Annotated in this window: 12 protein-coding genes, 2 tRNA genes and 3 rRNA genes; 15 read left to right on the forward strand and 2 right to left on the reverse strand. The window is 38.1% G+C overall.

Going from position 1 to position 22023, the window contains the following annotated elements; translation table 11 throughout:
* Nucleotides 1–171: 171 nt before the first annotated feature.
* Nucleotides 172–306: a 50S ribosomal protein L34 gene (gene rpmH / locus NKG37_RS06310; RefSeq protein WP_016201470.1), complete on the reverse strand. Its 135-nt coding sequence runs from the start codon at nt 304–306 to the stop codon at nt 172–174.
* 1262 nt (nt 307–1568) lie between these two features.
* On the opposite strand from rpmH, the gene dnaA reads away from it, so the two are divergent.
* The 13 genes from dnaA (at nt 1569) to rrf (ending at nt 17814) form a co-directional block, all read left to right on the forward strand.
* Nucleotides 1569–2909 (forward strand): chromosomal replication initiator protein DnaA, encoded by a 1341-nt coding sequence (dnaA, locus tag NKG37_RS06315; RefSeq protein WP_254415992.1) that lies wholly within the window; start codon nt 1569–1571, stop codon nt 2907–2909.
* Nucleotides 2910–3107: 198 nt separating this feature from the next.
* Complete coding sequence (dnaN, locus tag NKG37_RS06320) at nt 3108–4241, forward strand: DNA polymerase III subunit beta (protein WP_254415993.1); 1134 nt, start codon at nt 3108–3110, stop codon at nt 4239–4241.
* A 217-nt stretch (nt 4242–4458) separates the two neighbouring features.
* Entirely contained in the window at nt 4459–4671 is a 213-nt protein-coding gene (yaaA, locus tag NKG37_RS06325; RefSeq protein ID WP_016201467.1) for a S4 domain-containing protein YaaA, read from the forward strand.
* A gap of 14 nt (nt 4672–4685) precedes the next feature.
* Nucleotides 4686–5804, forward strand: a complete 1119-nt coding sequence (recF, locus tag NKG37_RS06330; RefSeq protein ID WP_254415994.1) for a DNA replication/repair protein RecF — start codon at nt 4686–4688, stop codon at nt 5802–5804.
* Nucleotides 5805–5819: 15 nt separating this feature from the next.
* On the forward strand, nt 5820–6056 hold the full coding sequence (gene remB / locus NKG37_RS06335) for an extracellular matrix regulator RemB (protein WP_212120988.1): 237 nt from the start codon (nt 5820–5822) through the stop codon (nt 6054–6056).
* A gap of 65 nt (nt 6057–6121) precedes the next feature.
* Nucleotides 6122–8053, forward strand: coding sequence for a DNA topoisomerase (ATP-hydrolyzing) subunit B (gene gyrB / locus NKG37_RS06340; protein ID WP_254415995.1), 1932 nt, complete (start codon nt 6122–6124; stop codon nt 8051–8053).
* A gap of 166 nt (nt 8054–8219) precedes the next feature.
* A complete protein-coding gene (gyrA, locus tag NKG37_RS06345) occupies nt 8220–10727 on the forward strand; it encodes a DNA gyrase subunit A (protein WP_169187566.1) in 2508 nt (835 codons plus the stop codon).
* Between the two features lie 320 nt (nt 10728–11047).
* Nucleotides 11048–12127 carry an HD-GYP domain-containing protein gene (locus tag NKG37_RS06350; protein ID WP_254415996.1) on the forward strand — a complete coding sequence of 360 codons (1080 nt, stop codon included), beginning with the start codon at nt 11048–11050 and terminating at the stop codon, nt 12125–12127.
* A 444-nt stretch (nt 12128–12571) separates the two neighbouring features.
* Nucleotides 12572–14121 (forward strand): 16S ribosomal RNA (locus tag NKG37_RS06355).
* A 122-nt stretch (nt 14122–14243) separates the two neighbouring features.
* Nucleotides 14244–14320, forward strand: a tRNA-Ile gene (locus tag NKG37_RS06360).
* Between the two features lie 28 nt (nt 14321–14348).
* A tRNA-Ala gene (locus NKG37_RS06365) sits at nt 14349–14424 on the forward strand.
* Between the two features lie 263 nt (nt 14425–14687).
* A 23S ribosomal RNA gene (locus NKG37_RS06370) occupies nt 14688–17625 on the forward strand.
* A gap of 72 nt (nt 17626–17697) precedes the next feature.
* Nucleotides 17698–17814, forward strand: a 5S ribosomal RNA gene (rrf, locus tag NKG37_RS06375).
* Together the 16S, 23S and 5S rRNA genes with 2 tRNA genes alongside form the textbook arrangement of a ribosomal RNA operon.
* A 114-nt stretch (nt 17815–17928) precedes the next feature.
* On the opposite strand, the gene NKG37_RS06380 is transcribed toward rrf, so the two are convergent.
* A complete protein-coding gene (locus NKG37_RS06380; protein WP_016205327.1) occupies nt 17929–18891 on the reverse strand; it encodes a YaaC family protein in 963 nt (320 codons plus the stop codon).
* A gap of 114 nt (nt 18892–19005) precedes the next feature.
* On the opposite strand from NKG37_RS06380, the gene guaB reads away from it, so the two are divergent.
* On the forward strand, nt 19006–20472 hold the full coding sequence (gene guaB / locus NKG37_RS06385; RefSeq protein WP_016205326.1) for an IMP dehydrogenase: 1467 nt from the start codon (nt 19006–19008) through the stop codon (nt 20470–20472).
* A 169-nt stretch (nt 20473–20641) separates the two neighbouring features.
* Entirely contained in the window at nt 20642–21973 is a 1332-nt protein-coding gene (locus NKG37_RS06390; RefSeq protein WP_016205325.1) for a D-alanyl-D-alanine carboxypeptidase family protein, read from the forward strand.
* Nucleotides 21974–22023: the final 50 nt, after the last annotated feature.

Below are 22023 nucleotides of genomic sequence, written 5' to 3' on the forward strand. Positions count from 1 at the left end.
ATAACTCCTTCAATTCCTCCAACTTATCTAATTCTCTTCTAATAGAAAATTAGATAGGCATCTTAACGTGAAGTAAACCAATCTATTGTAAAAAAAGGAAGGGACTGTCCTTCTATTAAGATCATTCCCTTCACCTTTTAATTGAAAAAAGACCACTGACGTTTCAGTGGCCTAAGCTGATAATACTTTTCTTCCTTTGCGTCGACGGCGCGCTAAGACATTACGTCCATTTGAGCTGCTCATGCGGCTACGGAATCCGTGAACTTTACTTCTTTTACGTTTATTTGGTTGATAAGTTCTTTTCATTGTATATGACACCTCCCTGAGGAATAGCTGTTATAGACAGTCCTTACAATTATATAAACATAGATAATTAATTGTCAACTATTCATTTTATTTATCGCTTATTTTATGGATCACCTTATTTTTAGTGATATCCCTCTCTATAATCTAAGGCCATTAAAATAGTATACCACATAATTTTCTATTCTACTTCATATCCTTCCCAACTATTCTTTTTCTTAACGAATAATTTTTACCAATTTGGATACTATACAAAAAATTACGATCTATCTTCTTTACGCATTTTTTCCTATCTTTTCGACGATTGTGGATAAATTTCGACGGGAATATTTTTTCCACAATAGTTATTTACAACTTTTCAACAAACTAATACCTTGTGGACATTTATTACTAACAACTTAATTAGCTTGTGGATAAGATATTAAAAAGCATTGCAGTTCTTATAAATTTTTGATATTATAGTTTTGTTTTCACATCTGAATAAAATCTGTGCATAACTATATTATCCACAATCTGTGGATAAATTGTGGACATCTTATTCTTTGTGTCTGAACAGAGTTTTCCACAAACCGTGGATACTGTCGAAATACCACTAATCTTCCTTATAATATATTTTTCCACATAAGAAAAGGACAATTTCCTTGTTTGTTTGCATATTTGCATCAACAAGGCTGTAATTTTTTGTCCAAAGTCGGTGTTTTATGTTTCCTTTTTATCGGAGTTTGACATTTGAATAATGGAAAACATCATACATTAATATGGATTTTAGAAAAAAAATTTTAGTTATTGATTTAGCCATTGTTGCGGCTTACGCACCGATTGGCCTATTCTTTTTTAGAAAAAATTATGTTTAAATCAAGGTTTATCTTAAGGCTTTAAGGCTCTTTTTTTGTTTTTTGATCATTTTTCAAGGCTGTTTTCTAAAGGATTGTTGTTTTTTCAATAGGAAAAAACAATTAGTTGGAAAAATGGAGCAGCCAGAATACATGAAGATGCCACGGGGATTAGCGAGACAGTCTGAGACCCCGGAGGCGAAGCTGAGGAGGCTCTCAGCGCGAGCCCCACGGAAAGCGATATGTATTCCGGCTGCGGGTTATCGCAACAAACTTTACGAAAACAGCCTTTTTCAAAAACAGCCAATAGATTATTTACACATTTTTATATTGGAATATGTCTTTTTCTGCACTTTTTTAAGATAGATCAATTTACTAGGATGAATAATAACGCTAAGCAAATTTAACTCTAGGTAAAGGGGGCGAGGATACTTGAAAAATATAACGGATCTCTGGAATAATGCATTAAGCACAATCGAAACAAAGATTAGCAAACCTAGTTTCGATACATGGCTTAAACCTACAAAAGCTCATTCCTTGCAAGGAGATCTTCTAGTTGTTACAGCACCTAATGAATTTGCACGGGATTGGTTAGAAGAAAGATACTCTCAACTTATTGCTGAAATACTTTATGAAATCACTGGAGAAGAACTCCTTGTAAAATTTATTATTCCTCAAAATCAAATAGAAGAGGAATTTGATCAGCAAATCTCTACCAAACAAAAGAAAAAAGAAGAAGAAGTTACGGAACAAACAATCTTAAATTCTAAATATACTTTTGATACTTTTGTCATTGGCTCTGGAAATCGCTTTGCCCATGCAGCTTCCCTTGCTGTTGCAGAAGCTCCTGCAAAAGCATATAATCCTCTATTTATTTATGGAGGAGTTGGTTTAGGAAAGACACACTTAATGCATGCAATTGGTCATTATGTTTTAGATCATAATCCATCTGCTAAGGTCGTTTATTTATCTTCTGAAAAATTCACGAATGAGTTTATTAATAGTATCCGTGACAATAAGGGTGCTGAATTCCGTGATAAATACAGAAATGTAGATGTTCTTTTAATAGATGATATTCAGTTTCTTGCTGGAAAAGAATCAACACAAGAAGAGTTTTTTCATACGTTTAATACCTTACATGAAGAAAGCAAGCAAATTATTATCTCTAGTGACCGTCCTCCAAAAGAGATTCCAACACTAGAGGATCGATTGCGTTCTCGTTTTGAATGGGGACTTATTACAGATATTACCCCACCAGATTTAGAAACACGAATTGCTATTTTAAGAAAAAAAGCCAAAGCTGATGGACTGGATATCCCAAATGAAGTAATGCTTTATATTGCTAATCAGATTGATACTAATATTCGTGAGTTAGAAGGGGCACTTATTCGAGTGGTGGCATATTCTTCTTTAATTAATAAAGATATTAATGCTGATTTAGCAGCGGAAGCATTAAAAGATATTGTTCCAAGCTCTAAACCACGAGTAATAACCATTCAGGATATTCAAAAAGTGGTAGGTGAGCATTTTAATATAAAGTTAGACGACTTTAAAGCCAAAAAAAGAACAAAGTCAATTGCATTTCCTAGACAGATTGCCATGTATTTATCAAGAGAATTAACGGATTTCTCTTTACCAAAAATTGGAGAGGAATTTGGTGGTCGGGATCATACTACCGTTATCCATGCCCATGAAAAAATCTCAAAACTGCTTTTAACCGATTCACTTCTTCAAAAACAATTAAATGAAATAAATGAACTTTTAAAAGTTTAGATAGAATAGTGTGTATAACGTGCATGAATTTAAACACAGTCTATCCACATGTGGATAGACTGTGTTTCCTTGCTTAAATGCAGTTATCCACATACTAACAAGGCCTACTACTGTTACTACTATTTTTTTTTAAAATATATTATTAAAATAATCATTTAGAACTGCCATTAAAAAATTATTAAATCGGAGGATTAATTAATGAAATTCATCATCCAAAAAGATCATCTTGTTCAAAGTGTTCAAGATGTAATGAAAGCAATCACTAGTAGAACGACTATCCCTATCCTTACAGGAATTAAAATTGTTGCAAGTGAAGAAGGAGTCACACTAACTGGAAGTGACTCAGATATCTCTATCGAATCTTTTATTCCTAAAGAAGAAAATGACCAAGAAATAGTTGAAATCCAACAAACTGGCTCTATTGTTTTACAAGCGAAATTTTTTAGTGAAATTGTTAAAAAGCTTCCTACCAATCAAGTTGAAATTGTAGTAGATAACTTACGAACAACCATCCGTTCTGGAAAATCAGAATTTAATTTAAATGGACTCGATTCAGAAGAGTATCCGCATTTGCCACAAATTTGGGAACAAAATTCTATTAAAGTTCCGACAGACTTATTAAAAAATATTATAAAACAAACTGTTTTCGCAGTGTCCACCTCAGAAACACGCCCAGTGTTGACAGGTGTAAACTGGAAGATAGAAAACAATGATTTAATCTGTATTGCAACAGATAGTCATCGACTTGCTTTACGAAAAGCAAAAATAGAAGCGGCAGCAGAACAGTCCTTTAATATTGTCATTCCGGGTAAAAGTTTAAATGAGCTAAATCGAATTTTGGATGATCATGATGAGCCTGTAGAAATTTTCGTTACAGAGAATCAAATTTTATTCAAAACAAAACATATTCTATTTTTCTCTCGTTTGTTAGAAGGGAATTATCCTGATACAAACCGTTTAATTCCAACCGAAAGTAAAACTGATATTGTTGTAAATTCGAAAGAGTTTTTACAATCAATTGACCGTGCCTCTTTATTAGCTCGTGAAGGGCGAAATAACGTAGTGAAATTTTCGACAATGGGCGAAAATGTGATAGAAATTTCTTCTTTTACTCCTGAGATAGGAAAAGTAATGGAAGAATTAGTGAGTGAGTCTATTAGTGGGGAAGAATTAAAAATTTCTTTCAGTGCGAAATTTATGATGGATGCATTGAAAGTTCTTGAAGGATCTGAAGTTAAAATTAGCTTTACTGGAGCAATGAGACCATTTGTTATTCATCCAACAAATGATGACTCCACATTACAGCTTATATTACCAGTAAGAACTTATTAAAAGTATTGGGTGTTCTATTTAATGAACACCCGATTTTCTTTATATAAAGCAGATGTATGAATATGCAACAGGATTAATAAGTGGTTTGAGATCATGTTTTTGCGTGCTCATTTTGAATCTTACTTACTTATTTATAGAAATATTACACTTTTCTTTGTGTATCAATTAATTATTTAGTAGAATAGAAAGATACGATTAAAGTTGAGAGAGTGAAAAAATGAATAATCAAATTAAAATCGATACGGAGTACATTACGTTAGGTCAATTTCTAAAAGTAGCAGAGTTAATACAATCAGGTGGAATGGCGAAATGGTTCCTAGGTGAATACGAGGTATTTGTAAATGGGGAACAAGATCAACGCAGAGGAAGAAAGTTAAGAAGTGGTGATGAAATAAATATTCCTTCATTTGGCAAGTACACTGTTTTATAAAAGGGTGAAACCAAATGTATATTGATGAGTTGCTTTTAAGTAATTACCGGAATTACGAGGAACTGGATATTTCTTTCGAAAATAAAGTGAATGTAATTTTAGGAGAAAATGCACAAGGAAAAACCAATGTGATGGAATCTATCTATGTTCTAGCTATGGCGAAGTCTCATCGTACGTCAAATGATAAAGAACTTATTCGCTGGGATCAAGAGTATGCTAAAATAGAAGGTAGATTAGTAAAGACACATGGGAAAGTTCCCATGCAGTTAGTTGTGGCTAAAAAAGGGAAAAAAGCAAAATTTAATCATATAGAGCAACGTAAATTGAGTCAATATATTGGCAATATGAACGTAGTTATGTTTGCGCCTGAGGATTTAAATTTAGTAAAAGGCAGCCCACAAATCAGAAGACGATTTATTGATATGGAGATAGGGCAAATATCACCTGTATATTTGCATGATATGGGACAATATCAAAAAATTCTACATCAGCGAAATACTTACCTAAAACAACTACAAACAAATAAACAAACCGATCATACGATGCTTGAGATTTTAACAGAGCAATTTATAGATATGGCCGTTAAAATTGTAGCAAAGCGTTTTGAATTCCTGCATTTGCTGGAAAAGTGGGCAGTTCCGATTCATAAAGGAATATCTCGTGGCTTAGAAATCTTGGAAATTCGCTATAAACCTTCAGTTGATGTATCAGAAGACCAGGAATTGTCGAAAATGAAAAGTATATACGAAGAAAAATTCCAAAATCTAAAAAAACGAGAAATCGATCGAGGAATGTCCTTATTTGGTCCTCATCGTGATGATATGATGTTTTATGTGAACGATAGAGATGTACAAACCTTTGGTTCACAAGGACAGCAAAGAACGACCGCTTTATCAGTAAAAATGGCAGAGATAGAATTGATTTATTCAGAAATACGTGAATATCCAATTCTGCTTCTAGATGATGTTTTGTCTGAATTAGATGACTACCGTCAATCTCATTTATTAAATACCATTCAAGGAAAAGTCCAAACCTTTGTTACAACAACAAATGTTGATGGAATAGACCATCAAACATTAAAAGAAGCCGCTACTTTTCAGGTTGAATCAGGAACAATTAAAAAGATTCAATAGCTTTGAGGTGAAAGAGTGTACGTTCATATTGGGGAAAATATTCTTGTACGAACTTCAGAAATTATAACTATATTAGATAAACAGACAGTAGAGTCATCTCCTATTTCAAAAGAATTTTTAGAACAGCAGAAAGCAATGATTAATGGGAAAAGTTCATCTTATAAATCTATTGTTATTACGAAGGATACTATCTATTTTTCGCCGATTGCTTCTAATACGTTAAAAAAGAGAACAGTCCAGTTGATGGTTTAAGAATACTTATGGATGCAAAATGAAATGAAAAATTTTTTGATGTCAATGAAAGTTAGGTGATCAATATGTCAACGGAACAAAATCCAGTTGAACAACAATCATATGATGAAAGTCAGATACAGGTTTTAGAAGGCCTAGAGGCTGTAAGGAAAAGACCAGGGATGTATATTGGATCAACAAGTGCACGAGGTTTGCATCATTTAGTGTGGGAAATCGTTGATAACAGCATTGATGAGGCCTTAGCTGGTTTTTGTAATGAGATCAATATCATTATAGAAAAAGATAATAGTATTACGGTTAAAGATAATGGTCGTGGTATTCCTGTTGGTATTCAGGAGAAAATGGGAAGACCAGCCGTGGAAGTAATCATGACTGTACTTCATGCCGGAGGAAAATTTGGTGGCGGGGGCTATAAAGTATCTGGTGGACTGCATGGTGTAGGGGCTTCTGTAGTTAATGCTCTGTCAACCGAGCTAGAGGTTTTTGTTCATCGAGATGGAAATATCTATTACCAAAAATATCAAAAAGGGGTTCCCTTTGCCGATTTAGAAATTATCGGAGAAACAGACAATACAGGGACTACTACACACTTTAAGCCAGATAGTGAGATTTTTAAGGAAACATTAGAGTATGATTATGAAACTTTAGCTAATCGTGTCCGAGAGCTTGCTTTCTTAAACCGTGATATTCGCATTACGATTGAAGATACACGTGAAGGTATGGAAAAAAGAAAAGAGTACCATTATGAAGGTGGTATAAAATCATACGTTGAGCATTTAAATCGTAACAAAGAAGTGCTTTTTGAAGAACCGATTTATATTGAAGGAGAAAAAGATGGGATTACTGTTGAAATCTCTTTCCAGTATAATGACGGCTATACAGGTAACATTCATTCTTTCGCGAATAATATTAATACACACGAAGGGGGAACACATGAGTCTGGATTTAAGACAGCTCTTACTCGTGTTATTAATGATTACTCAAGAAAAAATAATTTGTTAAAAGAATCAGATGCAAATCTTTCTGGTGAAGATGTAAGAGAAGGACTTGTTGCAATTGTTTCCGTTAAGCATCCAGACCCGCAATTCGAAGGACAAACGAAAACAAAATTAGGAAATTCGGAAGTTCGTGCGATAACAGACACTGTTTTTTCCGAACATCTTGAGAAATTCCTATTGGAAAATCCTACCGTAGCTCGCAAGATTGTAGATAAAGGGCAAATGGCTTTAAGAGCAAGAATTGCAGCGAAAAAGGCGAGAGAATTAACAAGACGAAAAAGTGCTCTTGAAGTTTCAAGCTTACCAGGGAAATTGGCGGATTGTTCTTCCAGGGATCCTAAGATTAGTGAGTTATTCATTGTAGAGGGTGACTCGGCAGGTGGTTCGGCAAAATCAGGACGAGATCGTCATTTCCAAGCGATTCTGCCATTAAGAGGTAAAATCCTTAATGTTGAAAAAGCAAGACTAGACCGAATCCTATCGAATAATGAGGTTCGTTCGATGATTACTGCAATTGGCACTGGAATCGGTGATGATTATGATATTTCAAAAGCGAGATATCATAAAATTGTTATTATGACAGATGCTGATGTCGATGGTGCTCATATTCGAACATTATTGCTAACCTTCTTCTATCGCTATATGAGAAAGATAGTCGAAGCTGGTTATATCTACATTGCGCAGCCGCCTTTATATAGCATTAAGCAAGGGAAAAAACTTGAATATGCATATAGTGATAAACAATTACAGGAAGTGCTAGCTACATTGCCAGCTAATCCTAAGCCGAATATTCAACGTTATAAAGGATTAGGAGAAATGAATGCAGAGCAATTATGGGATACAACAATGGATCCTGAAAGAAGAGTGCTCTTGCAGGTAAGTTTAGATGATGCCATTGAAGCAGATGAGACGTTTGAAATGCTAATGGGTGATAAAGTAGAACCGCGTAGAAACTTTATCGAAGAAAATGCTACCTATGTAAAAAATCTAGATGTTTAAAAGATAGGAAAAGAAATCTGGTGCTGATTAAATTGGCACCTTGTGTGTTTCTTTAGAAGTTAGTTATTCCTATTAATCATAAGGAATTCGATTAGATTTACTTATTCTCTTATTAGTTTAGTAAGAAAAAAGATTATCTAGTTGTTTCTTAAGGAGGTTCCTTTCCATGGCTGATATGCCAAATTCTCAAATTAAAGATAGAAATATAAGTAAAGAAATGCGAGATTCATTCTTAGATTATGCAATGAGTGTTATTGTTTCGCGTGCTCTTCCAGATGTACGTGATGGATTAAAACCTGTACACAGACGTATTTTATATGCAATGCATGATCTTGGAATGCATTCTGATAAACCATTTAAGAAGTCTGCACGTATCGTAGGGGAAGTAATAGGGAAGTACCATCCACATGGTGATAGTGCTGTTTATGAGACAATGGTTCGTATGGCTCAAGATTTTAACTATCGTTATATGCTTGTAGACGGACATGGTAACTTTGGATCTGTTGATGGTGATTCAGCTGCAGCAATGCGTTATACGGAAGCAAGAATGTCTAAAATAGCTATGGAGCTATTACGCGATATTAATAAAGATACGATTGACTATAGACCCAACTTTGATGGCGAAGAAAAAGAACCAGTAGTTTTACCTTCTCGTTTTCCTAATCTACTTGTAAATGGTACAAGCGGGATAGCGGTTGGGATGGCTACAAATATCCCTCCTCATCAATTAGGTGAGGTAATTGATGGTGTTCTCGCTGTAAGTAAAAACCCAGATATTACTGTTCCTGAATTAATGGAAATCATACCAGGACCAGATTTTCCTACATATGGAATGATTGTTGGGAGAAGCGGAATTAGAAAAGCCTATGAGACTGGTAGAGGCTCTATTATATTAAGAGCAAGGGTAGAAATTGAAGTGAAGCCTAGTGGTAAGGAAGTTATTATCGTTAAAGAAATTCCTTATCAGGTCAATAAGGCAAGACTAGTAGAGCGTATTGCAGAACTAGTCCGTGATAAGAAAATTGATGGAATCACTGATTTGCGAGATGAGTCTGACCGTACTGGAATGCGTATTGTAATTGAAGTTCGGAAAGATGCAAATGCTAATGTTCTCTTAAATAATCTATATAAGCATACGGCAATGCAGACAAGCTTTGGTATCAACCTACTTGCACTAGTAGATGGCCAACCAAAGGTACTTAATCTAAAACAATGTTTGGCATATTATCTTGATCACCAAAAGGTAATTATTCGTAGAAGAACAGAATTTGAATTAAGAAAAGCAGAAGCTAGAGCTCATATACTCGAAGGTCTTCGTATTGCCCTAGATCATTTAGACGAAGTAATTAGTTTAATCCGTAGTTCCCGTACAACAGATATAGCACGTGAAGGATTAATGACGAATTTTAATCTTTCTGAGAAACAAGCTCAAGCTATCCTGGATATGCGTTTACAAAGATTAACAGGATTAGAAAGAGAAAAAATTGAAGATGAATATCGAGAGTTAGTTAAGTTAATCGCTGAATTAAAAGCTATTCTTGCAGATGATGAAAAAATCTTAGATATTATTCGTGAAGAGCTTTTAGAAGTGAAGGAACGCTTTAACGATAATCGTCGTACAGAAATTATTGCTGGCGGAATTGAAAATATCGAAGATGAAGATTTGATTCCTGAAGAAAATATTATTATTACCTTAACTCATAATGGTTACATTAAGAGACTACCAGCTTCTACTTACCGAGCGCAAAGACGTGGTGGACGCGGAATTCAGGGTATGGGTACGAATGAGGATGATTTCGTTGAACAGTTAAGCTCAACATCTACCCATGATACTATTCTATTCTTTACGAATAAAGGGAAAGTATACAGATTAAAAGGGTATGAAATCCCTGAATTCAGTCGAACAGCAAAAGGTATTCCAATTATTAACCTATTAGGTGTTGAAAAAGACGAGTGGGTAAATGCCATCATTCCAGTTTCTGAATTTGTAGATGATTGGTATCTATTCTTTACTACAAAAGAAGGAATATCTAAACGTTCTCCATTATCATCTTTTGCCAATATCCGAAACAATGGCTTAATCGCTGTTAATTTAAGAGAGGGCGATGAGTTAATCGCTGTACGTTTAACAGATGGTTCAAAGGAAATGATAATTGGAACGAAAAACGGCTTACTTATTCGTTTCCCAGAAACAGATGTACGCTCTATGGGTAGAACAGCAACTGGGGTGAAAGGTATTACACTTTCATCTGATGATGAAGTGGTAGGTATGGAAGTTCTAGAAGAAAATTCAGAAATACTAGTTGTTACACAATATGGATACGGAAAAAGAACGCCGATAGATGAGTACAGAGTTCAAGGTAGAGGCGGAAAAGGGATTAAAACATGTAATATCACCGATAAAAATGGAAATCTCGTATCCATGAAGGTAGTTAATGGAGAAGAAGATTTAATGATTATCACAACAGGTGGTGTTTTAATCAGAATGGCCGTAAGTGATATTTCTACAATGGGTAGAAGCACTCAAGGTGTTCGATTAATTAAATTAAACGAAAATGAAAATGAATTTGTAGCTACTGTTGCTATCGTTGAGAAAGAAGAAGAGGAAGAAGCAGAACTGTATGAAGAAACGCAACAAGAATCTTCAGAAAATGACGCGGATTCAAACGAATAATATTTTGAGGATGTCTTTAAGGGAAACCATAAAGGCATCTTTTTTTAGGCTGTTTTCATAAAGTTTGTTGCGATTATTCGCAGCCGGAATACACTTCGCTTTCCGTGGGGCTAAGCTTAAGCCTCCTCACTTTGCCTCCGGGGTCTCAGGCTGTCTCACTAATCCTCGTGGCGTCTACGTGTATTCCGGCTGCTCCATTTTCCGTAAATAAGTGAAGTAATTCTTCGGTTTTAGGTGAAAAGTCTGAATAAAATGGGTTACATTTCAAAAAAAATACATTAAAATAGTAAAAAAGTCCGTTTTTGAAAGGTGATTTTCAAATGATCGTTAATGTAGAAGAGTTAAAGGCAGGAAGTATTTTAGCAGAAGATATATATATGCGAACTAATAGGCCAATTATTACAGCAAAAACAGTTTTAGCAGAAGAACATATCAAGATATTAAAAGCTTTCTTAGTAGAGAAAATTCCCGTTCAAAACACACAAATAGATGGTACGAAGATGAACCAGTCTAATACATCTATTCATAATAAAGGCGAGAAAGGAATTAAAAGTGATTTTATAGATCTTTTTTTACACACAGTTCAATTGTACAAAAAGGAGTTTATCTCTTGGCAATCTGGGTTATCTGTAAATATAGCGAATATTAGAAATATACTTCTCCCCTTGTTAGAACAGTTAAAGGATGGCTCAACAGAAATATTTTCTCTTTATCACTTATCGAATAAAAAAGAATATATATATCAGCATTCAATTGCTGTAGCAATTATTAGTGCTCTTATAGCTCAAAAATTGAACTATAACTATCGAGATACAATTCAAGTAGCGTTGGCAGGCTGTTTAAGTGATGCTGGGATGGCTAAAATCGAACAACGATTATTGCATAAAACAGAGCCATTAACAGAGGAAGAATTTAATGAAGTGAAAAAACATACTAGGTACAGCTTGGAAATGATTCCTGAACATACTTTAAAAAAAAATGAAACTAGACTCGCAATTTTTCAGCATCATGAAAGAATAGATGGAAGCGGGTATCCGATGGGGAATGTAGATACAAAGATACATGTCTTTGCTAAAATTATAGCAGTGGCTGATACATTCCATGCGATGACATCGGAACGTTTGTATCGGAAGAAACATTCTCCTTTTCGTGTCATTGAGCAAATGCATCAGGATCATTTCGGAAAGTTTGATTTAACTATATTACAAGCATTAAGCAACGCTATTACGCAATTTACAACGGGAAGTAAAGTTAGACTATCTAATGGCGAAAAAGCTGAAGTTTTATTTATAGAAGGTAATGTTTCAACTAGGCCGTTAGTTAAAATAATCGAAAATGAAATGATTCTTGATTTGGAAAAAAATAGACATTTATTTATTGATGAGATTTTAGAGTACTAATTATAAGTTATTTTTAAAAAAAGTTGTTTATTTTAATTAAATGGTTTCTCTAGTAATCCTAAATTCACCCCTTATTTTTGGATAAGTTTTGTATAAAGAGGAGAAGTGTTCTCTATTCTAAGTAGATAACAAATAGAGAATGATTGAATAAGTATTCTATCATATAGAAATATTACTATTTTTATAAAATAAATTATAAAAAACTATTGCGTATAAGTATAAACGTTGCTATAATAATACAAGTCAGCAAGAGAACATCAAGTAAATAAAAAATATATTGACTGAATAATAGTTAATGTGTTATTATTTAAAAGTTGTCTCTTATGAGATTGCTCTTTGAAAACTGAACAAACAAACGTCAACAATAATCGTTTTATAACGAATGTTATAGAATGAAAACAAGTAATACAAAAGCTAGAGTTTAGCAATGAGCTAATCAACTCTTTATTGGAGAGTTTGATCCTGGCTCAGGACGAACGCTGGCGGCGTGCCTAATACATGCAAGTCGAGCGGACTTTAAAAGCTTGCTTTTAAAGTTAGCGGCGGACGGGTGAGTAACACGTGGGCAACCTGCCTGTAAGACTGGGATAACTTCGGGAAACCGGAGCTAATACCGGATAATCCTTTTCCTCTCATGAGGAAAAGCTGAAAGACGGCATCTCGCTGTCACTTACAGATGGGCCCGCGGCGCATTAGCTAGTTGGTGAGGTAACGGCTCACCAAGGCAACGATGCGTAGCCGACCTGAGAGGGTGATCGGCCACACTGGGACTGAGACACGGCCCAGACTCCTACGGGAGGCAGCAGTAGGGAATCTTCCGCAATGGACGAAAGTCTGACGGAGCAACGCCGCGTGAGTGATGAAGGTTTTCGGATCGTAAAGCTCTGTTGTTAGGGAAGAACAAGTACAAGAGTAACTGCTTGTACCTTGACGGTACCTAACCAGAAAGCCACGGCTAACTACGTGCCAGCAGCCGCGGTAATACGTAGGTGGCAAGCGTTGTCCGGAATTATTGGGCGTAAAGCGCGCGCAGGCGGTCCTTTAAGTCTGATGTGAAAGCCCACGGCTCAACCGTGGAGGGTCATTGGAAACTGGGGGACTTGAGTGCAGAAGAGAAGAGTGGAATTCCACGTGTAGCGGTGAAATGCGTAGAGATGTGGAGGAACACCAGTGGCGAAGGCGACTCTTTGGTCTGTAACTGACGCTGAGGCGCGAAAGCGTGGGGAGCAAACAGGATTAGATACCCTGGTAGTCCACGCCGTAAACGATGAGTGCTAAGTGTTAGAGGGTTTCCGCCCTTTAGTGCTGCAGCAAACGCATTAAGCACTCCGCCTGGGGAGTACGGCCGCAAGGCTGAAACTCAAAGGAATTGACGGGGGCCCGCACAAGCGGTGGAGCATGTGGTTTAATTCGAAGCAACGCGAAGAACCTTACCAGGTCTTGACATCCTCTGACACTCCTAGAGATAGGACGTTCCCCTTCGGGGGACAGAGTGACAGGTGGTGCATGGTTGTCGTCAGCTCGTGTCGTGAGATGTTGGGTTAAGTCCCGCAACGAGCGCAACCCTTGATCTTAGTTGCCAGCATTAAGTTGGGCACTCTAAGGTGACTGCCGGTGACAAACCGGAGGAAGGTGGGGATGACGTCAAATCATCATGCCCCTTATGACCTGGGCTACACACGTGCTACAATGGATGGTACAAAGGGCAGCAAAACCGCGAGGTCGAGCAAATCCCATAAAACCATTCTCAGTTCGGATTGTAGGCTGCAACTCGCCTACATGAAGCTGGAATCGCTAGTAATCGCGGATCAGCATGCCGCGGTGAATACGTTCCCGGGCCTTGTACACACCGCCCGTCACACCACGAGAGTTTGTAACACCCGAAGTCGGTGGGGTAACCTTTTTGGAGCCAGCCGCCTAAGGTGGGATAGATGATTGGGGTGAAGTCGTAACAAGGTAGCCGTATCGGAAGGTGCGGCTGGATCACCTCCTTTCTAAGGAAAATGGAATTTACATTCCATCATAGATTGTTGACGATTTGTTGTTCAGTTTTGAGGGAGCAATTCCTCAAAAAATAGATAAAGAAAGAACCTTTTTACTTTATCGAGCATAAAATGGGCCTATAGCTCAGCTGGTTAGAGCGCACGCCTGATAAGCGTGAGGTCGATGGTTCGAGTCCATTTAGGCCCACCATTTTTTTGCAAAACTATATACCATTTTTGGGGCTTTAGCTCAGCTGGGAGAGCGCCTGCCTTGCACGCAGGAGGTCAGCGGTTCGATCCCGCTAAGCTCCACCAAATTTGTTCTTTGAAAACTAAATCATTTAATAGAAGAAACCAAGATAAACCGAGTAATCGCCATCTTAGATTCTCTATGTTAGAGAATTATTTCTTTGAAAAGTAATCGTATTAAACGAATATCTATTCAAAGAATGGAGGGTAAAGAGAAACGAGCAGGTCAAGGAAGCGACGGAGCGAGCACCGGAGCGTACGACAGTACGTGAGGAGCAGAGTGAAGAAGCTGACGAAGAGATGTGAAGTTTCTCTTTAGCCGACAACTAAGTTAAGTTAGAAAGGGCGCACGGTGGATGCCTTGGCACTAGGAGCCGATGAAGGACGGGATTAACACCGATATGCTTTGGGGAGCTGTAAGTAAGCTTTGATCCAGAGATTTCCGAATGGGGGAACCCTCTATCCGTAATGGGATAGAATCTTTACCTGAATACATAGGGTACTGAAGGCAGACCCGGGGAACTGAAACATCTAAGTACCCGGAGGAAGAGAAAGCAAACGCGATTCCCTGAGTAGCGGCGAGCGAAACGGGATTAGCCCAAACCAAGAGGCTTGCCTCTTGGGGTTGTAGGACACTCTATATGGAGTTACAAAGGAACGGGGTAGACGAATCGATCTGGAAAGGTCAGTCGTAGAAGGTAAAAACCCTGTAGTCGAAACTTCGTTCCCTCTTGAGTGTATCCTGAGTACGGCGGGACACGAGAAATCCCGTCGGAAGCAGGGAGGACCATCTCCCAAGGCTAAATACTCCCTAGTGACCGATAGTGAACCAGTACCGTGAGGGAAAGGTGAAAAGCACCCCGGAAGGGGAGTGAAATAGATCCTGAAACCGTGTGCCTACAAGTAGTTAGAGCCCTTTTATGGGTGATAGCGTGCCTTTTGTAGAATGAACCGGCGAGTTACGATTACATGCGAGGTTAAGTTGAAGAGACGGAGCCGCAGCGAAAGCGAGTCTGAATAGGGCGAAATAGTATGTGGTTGTAGACCCGAAACCAGGTGATCTACCCATGTCCAGGGTGAAGTCCAGGTAACACTGGATGGAGGCCCGAACCCACGCACGTTGAAAAGTGCGGGGATGAGGTGTGGGTAGCGGAGAAATTCCAATCGAACTTGGAGATAGCTGGTTCTCTCCGAAATAGCTTTAGGGCTAGCCTCAAGATTGAGAGTATTGGAGGTAGAGCACTGTTTGGACTAGGGGCCCCCATCGGGTTACCGAATTCAGACAAACTCCGAATGCCAAATACTTATTCTTGGGAGTCAGACTACGAGTGATAAGATCCGTGGTCAAGAGGGAAACAGCCCAGACCACCAGCTAAGGTCCCAAAGTATACGTTAAGTGGAAAAGGATGTGGAGTTGCTTAGACAACCAGGATGTTGGCTTAGAAGCAGCCACCATTTAAAGAGTGCGTAATAGCTCACTGGTCGAGTGACTCTGCGCCGAAAATGTACCGGGGCTAAACGTATCACCGAAGCTGTGGATTGACATCTATGATGTCAGTGGTAGGAGAGCGTTCTAAGGGCGTTGAAGCTAGACCGTAAGGACTGGTGGAGCGCTTAGAAGTGAGAATGCCGGTATGAGTAGCGAAAGATGAGTGAGAATCTCATCCACCGAATGCCTAAGGTTTCCTGAGGAAGGCTCGTCCGCTCAGGGTTAGTCGGGACCTAAGCCGAGGCTGAAAAGCGTAGGCGATGGACAACAGGTTGATATTCCTGTACCACCTTTAAATCGTTTGAGCAATGGGGGGACGCAGGAGGATAGGGTAAGCGTGCTGTTGGATTAGCACGTCCAAGCAGTTAGGCCGGTAATGAGGCAAATCCCATTACCATATGGCGGAGCTGTGACGGCGAGGGAAATATAGTACCGAAGTTCCTGATTCCACACTGCCAAGAAAAGCCTCTAGCGAGATTTATGGTGCCCGTACCGCAAACCGACACAGGTAGGCGAGGAGAGAATCCTAAGGTGAGCGAGAGAACTCTCGTTAAGGAACTCGGCAAAATGACCCCGTAACTTCGGGAGAAGGGGTGCTCTTTTGGGTGTTAAAGCCCGAGAGAGCCGCAGTGAATAGGCCCAGGCGACTGTTTAGCAAAAACACAGGTCTCTGCGAAGCCGCAAGGCGAAGTATAGGGGCTGACACCTGCCCGGTGCTGGAAGGTTAAGAGGAGGGGTTAGCACGTGTAGTGCGAAGCTCTGAATTGAAGCCCCAGTAAACGGCGGCCGTAACTATAACGGTCCTAAGGTAGCGAAATTCCTTGTCGGGTAAGTTCCGACCCGCACGAAAGGTGTAACGATCTGGGCACTGTCTCAACGAGAGACTCGGTGAAATTATAGTACCTGTGAAGATGCAGGTTACCCGCGACAGGACGGAAAGACCCCGTGGAGCTTTACTGCAGCCTGATATTGAATTTTGGTACAGCTTGTACAGGATAGGTAGGAGCCTTGGAAGCCGGAGCGCCAGCTTCGGTGGAGGCATTGGTGGGATACTACCCTGGCTGTATTGACATTCTAACCCGCACCCCTGATCGGGGTGGGAGACAGTGTCAGGTGGGCAGTTTGACTGGGGCGGTCGCCTCCTAAAAAGTAACGGAGGCGCCCAAAGGTTCCCTCAGAATGGTTGGAAATCATTCGTAGAGTGTAAAGGCACAAGGGAGCTTGACTGTGAGACCTACAAGTCGAGCAGGGACGAAAGTCGGGCTTAGTGATCCGGTGGTTCCGCATGGAAGGGCCATCGCTCAACGGATAAAAGCTACCCCGGGGATAACAGGCTTATCTCCCCCAAGAGTCCACATCGACGGGGAGGTTTGGCACCTCGATGTCGGCTCATCGCATCCTGGGGCTGTAGTCGGTCCCAAGGGTTGGGCTGTTCGCCCATTAAAGCGGTACGCGAGCTGGGTTCAGAACGTCGTGAGACAGTTCGGTCCCTATCCGTCGTGGGCGTAGGAAATTTGAGAGGAGCTGTCCTTAGTACGAGAGGACCGGGATGGACGCACCGCTGGTGTACCAGTTGTCTTGCCAAAGGCATCGCTGGGTAGCTATGTGCGGAAGGGATAAGTGCTGAAAGCATCTAAGCATGAAGCCCCCCTCAAGATGAGATTTCCCATAGCGTAAGCTAGTAAGATCCCTGAAAGATGATCAGGTTGATAGGTCAGAGATGGAAGCGTGGCGACATGTGGAGTTGACTGATACTAATAGATCGAGGACTTAACTAAAATGATTACTTGGCAAATTGGTTTCCTTCTAAATGATTTAGTTTTGAGAGAACAAATCTCTAAATAAAGAAGTCTGGTGGCGATAGCGAGAAGGTCACACCCGTTCCCATACCGAACACGGAAGTTAAGCTTCTCAGCGCCGATGGTAGTTGGGGGTTCTCCCCCTGTGAGAGTAGGACGTCGCCAGGCAATAGGAAACAAGCATCTACTTTGGTAGGTGCTTGTTTTTGTCTATAAAAAGTAATATAAATATTAAAGGATGCATGAATAAACAGAATGGAGTTAGTCTCATTACCATTATAATTAACTTTTTGCTAGATTTTCCAAAAATTGATAAATCAATTGAGGTCCTTTTTCAATAGCAATTTGCAAAAAAGTTTCAATAAAGGGATAGTCCTTATTTGGCATCGTTTTTAATAGTTCACTCCACCATTCAATCTCATACCTAGCAATCATACTTAGGTTATATAGTATTAAATAGTGGCATAGCATTTCATTTGAAAAAAAAGTTTTTTCTTTATCAGTAGAAATAACATAAGCTCTTTCCCTACTATCACATTTAATAAAACTACTTTGATTTAGCGTTTCGAGAAGTCGAACCGTCAGTTCAGTTTTATTTTCTTCTATTCCCTCTAATTGTATTCCGTGATTCCTCTCTAGATAATTTCTAAAATGATTACTATTCATAAAGTATAGATCTAATACTTGGTTAGGAATTAGGATTATATTTGGATTATGAAAATTCACCTTTAAAAAAGTTGCTTTCCCTTCTAAGGCTTGAAATAGATCAGATAATTCAGGAACCTGGTTAAATAGGTGTCCCATTTTCACTTTTTCCCCTTCTAAATTTTTACAGCCAAACATTTTTTCCGCCATATAGGTAAAGAGTCCATTTTTTTGAATTTTTACTTCATCTTGAAAAAATAAGTATTGCTGTTTTTTTAGTTTTCTTGTTGAAACTCCATGAGCTAATACAGAAGTAGAGTTAGGATAATTGGGATCAATAGTAAGTAAACAGGCTTTTATTAAGTGAACAAGACCATAAAATAAAAGAATAGGCTGAATACTCATAGGAGCGCTTATCGCTTGTTGATAGTACAATTTACCATGTTCTAAAAAATACATAAAAGGATAGCAATTTTGATAACTTTTAGAGTCTATATCGGATATATGTAAATTGCGATAGCATTTTTTTAGAAAATTTTGGCTGTATTCAGCCGAAAAAAAGCAACTAAAAGAGCTCCAGCCTTTATAATAATTGGACATTTCTTTACCCCTCTCGAATTTTTTGAAAAATTAAACATATCAAACTGACCTTGACAGTATTTTATCCAATTGATAACCTACTAATAATATTTTTAACAATATGGAGGCGTTAAAATGTGGGAAAGTAAATTTGCTAAAGAAGGATTAACGTTTGATGATGTTCTTTTAATTCCAGCTAAATCGGAAGTTTTACCTAGAGATGTAAGCTTAAAAGTACAATTAGCAAAAAATCTAAACTTAAATATTCCGCTTATTAGTGCAGGAATGGATACTGTAACAGAAGCAGAAATGGCTATTGCTATTGCAAGACAAGGCGGACTAGGCATTATTCATAAAAATATGTCTATTGAACAACAGGCTGAGCAAGTAGATAAAGTAAAGCGCTCAGAAAGTGGTGTAATCACAGATCCTTTCTTTTTAACTCCTGAACACCAAGTATTTGATGCAGAGCATCTAATGGGTAAATATAGAATTTCTGGTGTGCCGATTGTTAATAATAACGATGAACAAAAATTAGTAGGAATTCTTACTAACCGAGACCTTCGATTTATTGAAGACTTTTCCATTAAAATTTCTGATGTTATGACAAAAGAAAATTTAGTAACGGCTCCAGTAGGAACCACTTTAGAAGAGGCAGAAAAAATCTTACAACGATACAAAATTGAGAAATTGCCTTTGATCAATGAAGAAGGTGTATTAAAGGGATTAATCACAATTAAAGATATAGAAAAGGTAATTGAATTTCCTCATTCAGCAAAAGATGCCCAAGGAAGATTATTAGTGGGTGCTGCTGTTGGTGTAACAAACGATGCGTTAAAACGTGTAGAAATGCTTGTAAAGTCAAATGTTGATGTAATTGTTATTGATACTGCTCACGGGCATTCACAAGGGGTACTAGACGGCGTTACAGACATTAGAAACGCATATCCGGATTTAACGATTATTGCAGGAAATGTAGCTACTGCTGAAGGAACAAGGGCTTTAATCGAGGCTGGGGCAGATATCGTTAAAGTTGGTATTGGTCCAGGTTCCATTTGTACAACACGTGTAGTTGCTGGTGTAGGTGTTCCTCAAATTACGGCCGTGTATGATTGTGCTACAGAAGCTAGAAAGTATGGTAAATCAATTATTGCTGACGGAGGAATCAAATACTCTGGTGATATTGTTAAAGCTTTAGCAGCAGGTGGACACGCGGTTATGTTAGGAAGCTTGCTTGCTGGGGTATCTGAAAGTCCTGGAGAAACAGAAATTTTCCAAGGTCGACGATTCAAAGTATATAGAGGAATGGGTTCCGTTGCAGCAATGGAGAAAGGATCTAAAGATCGTTATTTCCAAGAGGATAACAAAAAATTTGTTCCGGAAGGAATCGAAGGTAGACTTCCTTATAAAGGACCGCTTTCAGATACGATCTATCAATTAGTTGGTGGAATTCGTTCTGGTATGGGATACTGTGGAACGAAGGATTTATATGAATTAAGAGAGAATGCCCAATTTGTGAAAATGACAGGTGCTGGCTTAAGAGAAAGTCATCCACATGATGTTCAAATTACAAAAGAAGCACCAAACTATTCTCTTTCTTAATAAATTTCATTTAAGAATATATTATAAAGTTTCCTTATTTTACATTAGACAGTGAACAATGGCACTGTCTATTTTTTTTATTTTTTTTATGTTAAACTGTACAAGGGAAATAATTAACTTGAAAAATAAGATAGATTAATAGATAAAAATAGTTTTGGAGGTTTTAATATTGAAACAGGTAAAAAAGTGGACGGTATCATTCATCATTGCCGTACTATTCTTAAGTACACTATCAACAGTTCTACCATATCAGGCAAGTGCTGCCGAAAATGACGATCTTGGATTAGAAGCAGGAGCAGCTATACTAGTAGATGCAAATAGCGGAGAAATATTATATGGAAAAAATACTGACGAACTACTTGGTGTAGCCTCCATGTCTAAAATGATGACAGAGTACATTGTTCTGGAATCAATAAAAAATGGAAAAATCTCTTGGGATCAAAAAGTTAAAATTAATAATTATATTCACAGGTTATCTGGCGCCCCGGAGCTTTCAAATGTAGGGCTTACTGAAGGGGAAGAATATACAGTGAAAGAATTGTACCAAGCGATGGCGATTCATTCAGGGAACGCTGCTACTGTTGCATTGGCAGAATTAATCGCGGGTACAGAGAAAAACTATATCAGTGTAATGAATCAAAAGGCTGAGGAGTTAGGTTTAGGTGATTTTGAATTTGTTAACTCTTCTGGTTTAAATAATGGTGATTTATTAGGAAATATTCCAGCAGGAAGCGAAACAGATGAAAATAAGATGTCAGCTAAAGCTGTTGCAAAATTAGCATATCGTTTAATCCATGATTATCCGGAAATTTTAGAGACTTCTGGCATGCCAAGCTTAAAGTTTAGAGATGGAAGAGAATATAAAAACTTTAACTGGCTAATACCTTCTTTAATTTACGGATATGAAGGGGTAGATGGATTAAAAACAGGTTCTACTGATTATGCAAAATTTAATGTTACTGCTACTGCTCAAAAAGGGGACCAACGTTATATCGTAGTAATCATGAAAAGTGAAACGAAAGATTCCCGTTTTGCAGAAGCAAGAAAAGTATTAGATTATGCTTTTGGTAATTTCTCTACGGAAGAGGTTCTTCCAGCAAATTATGTAGACGCAAAGAATAAAACGTTGGATGTAACAAAAGGAAAAGAAGATAAAGTAAGTATTGGTACTAAGGATGCAATTAATTTAGTAATCAAAAATAATGACAAAGAAAATTATGTTGCAAAAGTTGTCTTGGATGAGAAGAAACTAAATGCTGATGGTGAACTAACTGCTCCAATCAAAAAAGGGGACAAGGTTGGTTATGTAACAGTACAAACGAAAGATGGAAAAGAAGTGCCATTCTTAACAAGTGACGGAAACGAAAAGGTACAAGTAGACTTAGTAGCAAATGAAACAGTTGAAAAGGCAAATTGGTTTGTTTTAGCTATGCGTGGAATTGGTTCATTCTTCTCAAATGTTTGGGGAAGTGTTTCCGATACAGTCAAAGGTTGGTTTTAAGTAAATATTTTTTAATAAAGCCAACGATAATAATTGACTAGGAAAAATTG

It is taken from the genome of Niallia sp. RD1, assembly GCF_024219955.1.
Taxonomy (GTDB): Bacteria; Bacillota; Bacilli; order Bacillales; family Cytobacillaceae; genus Niallia; species Niallia alba.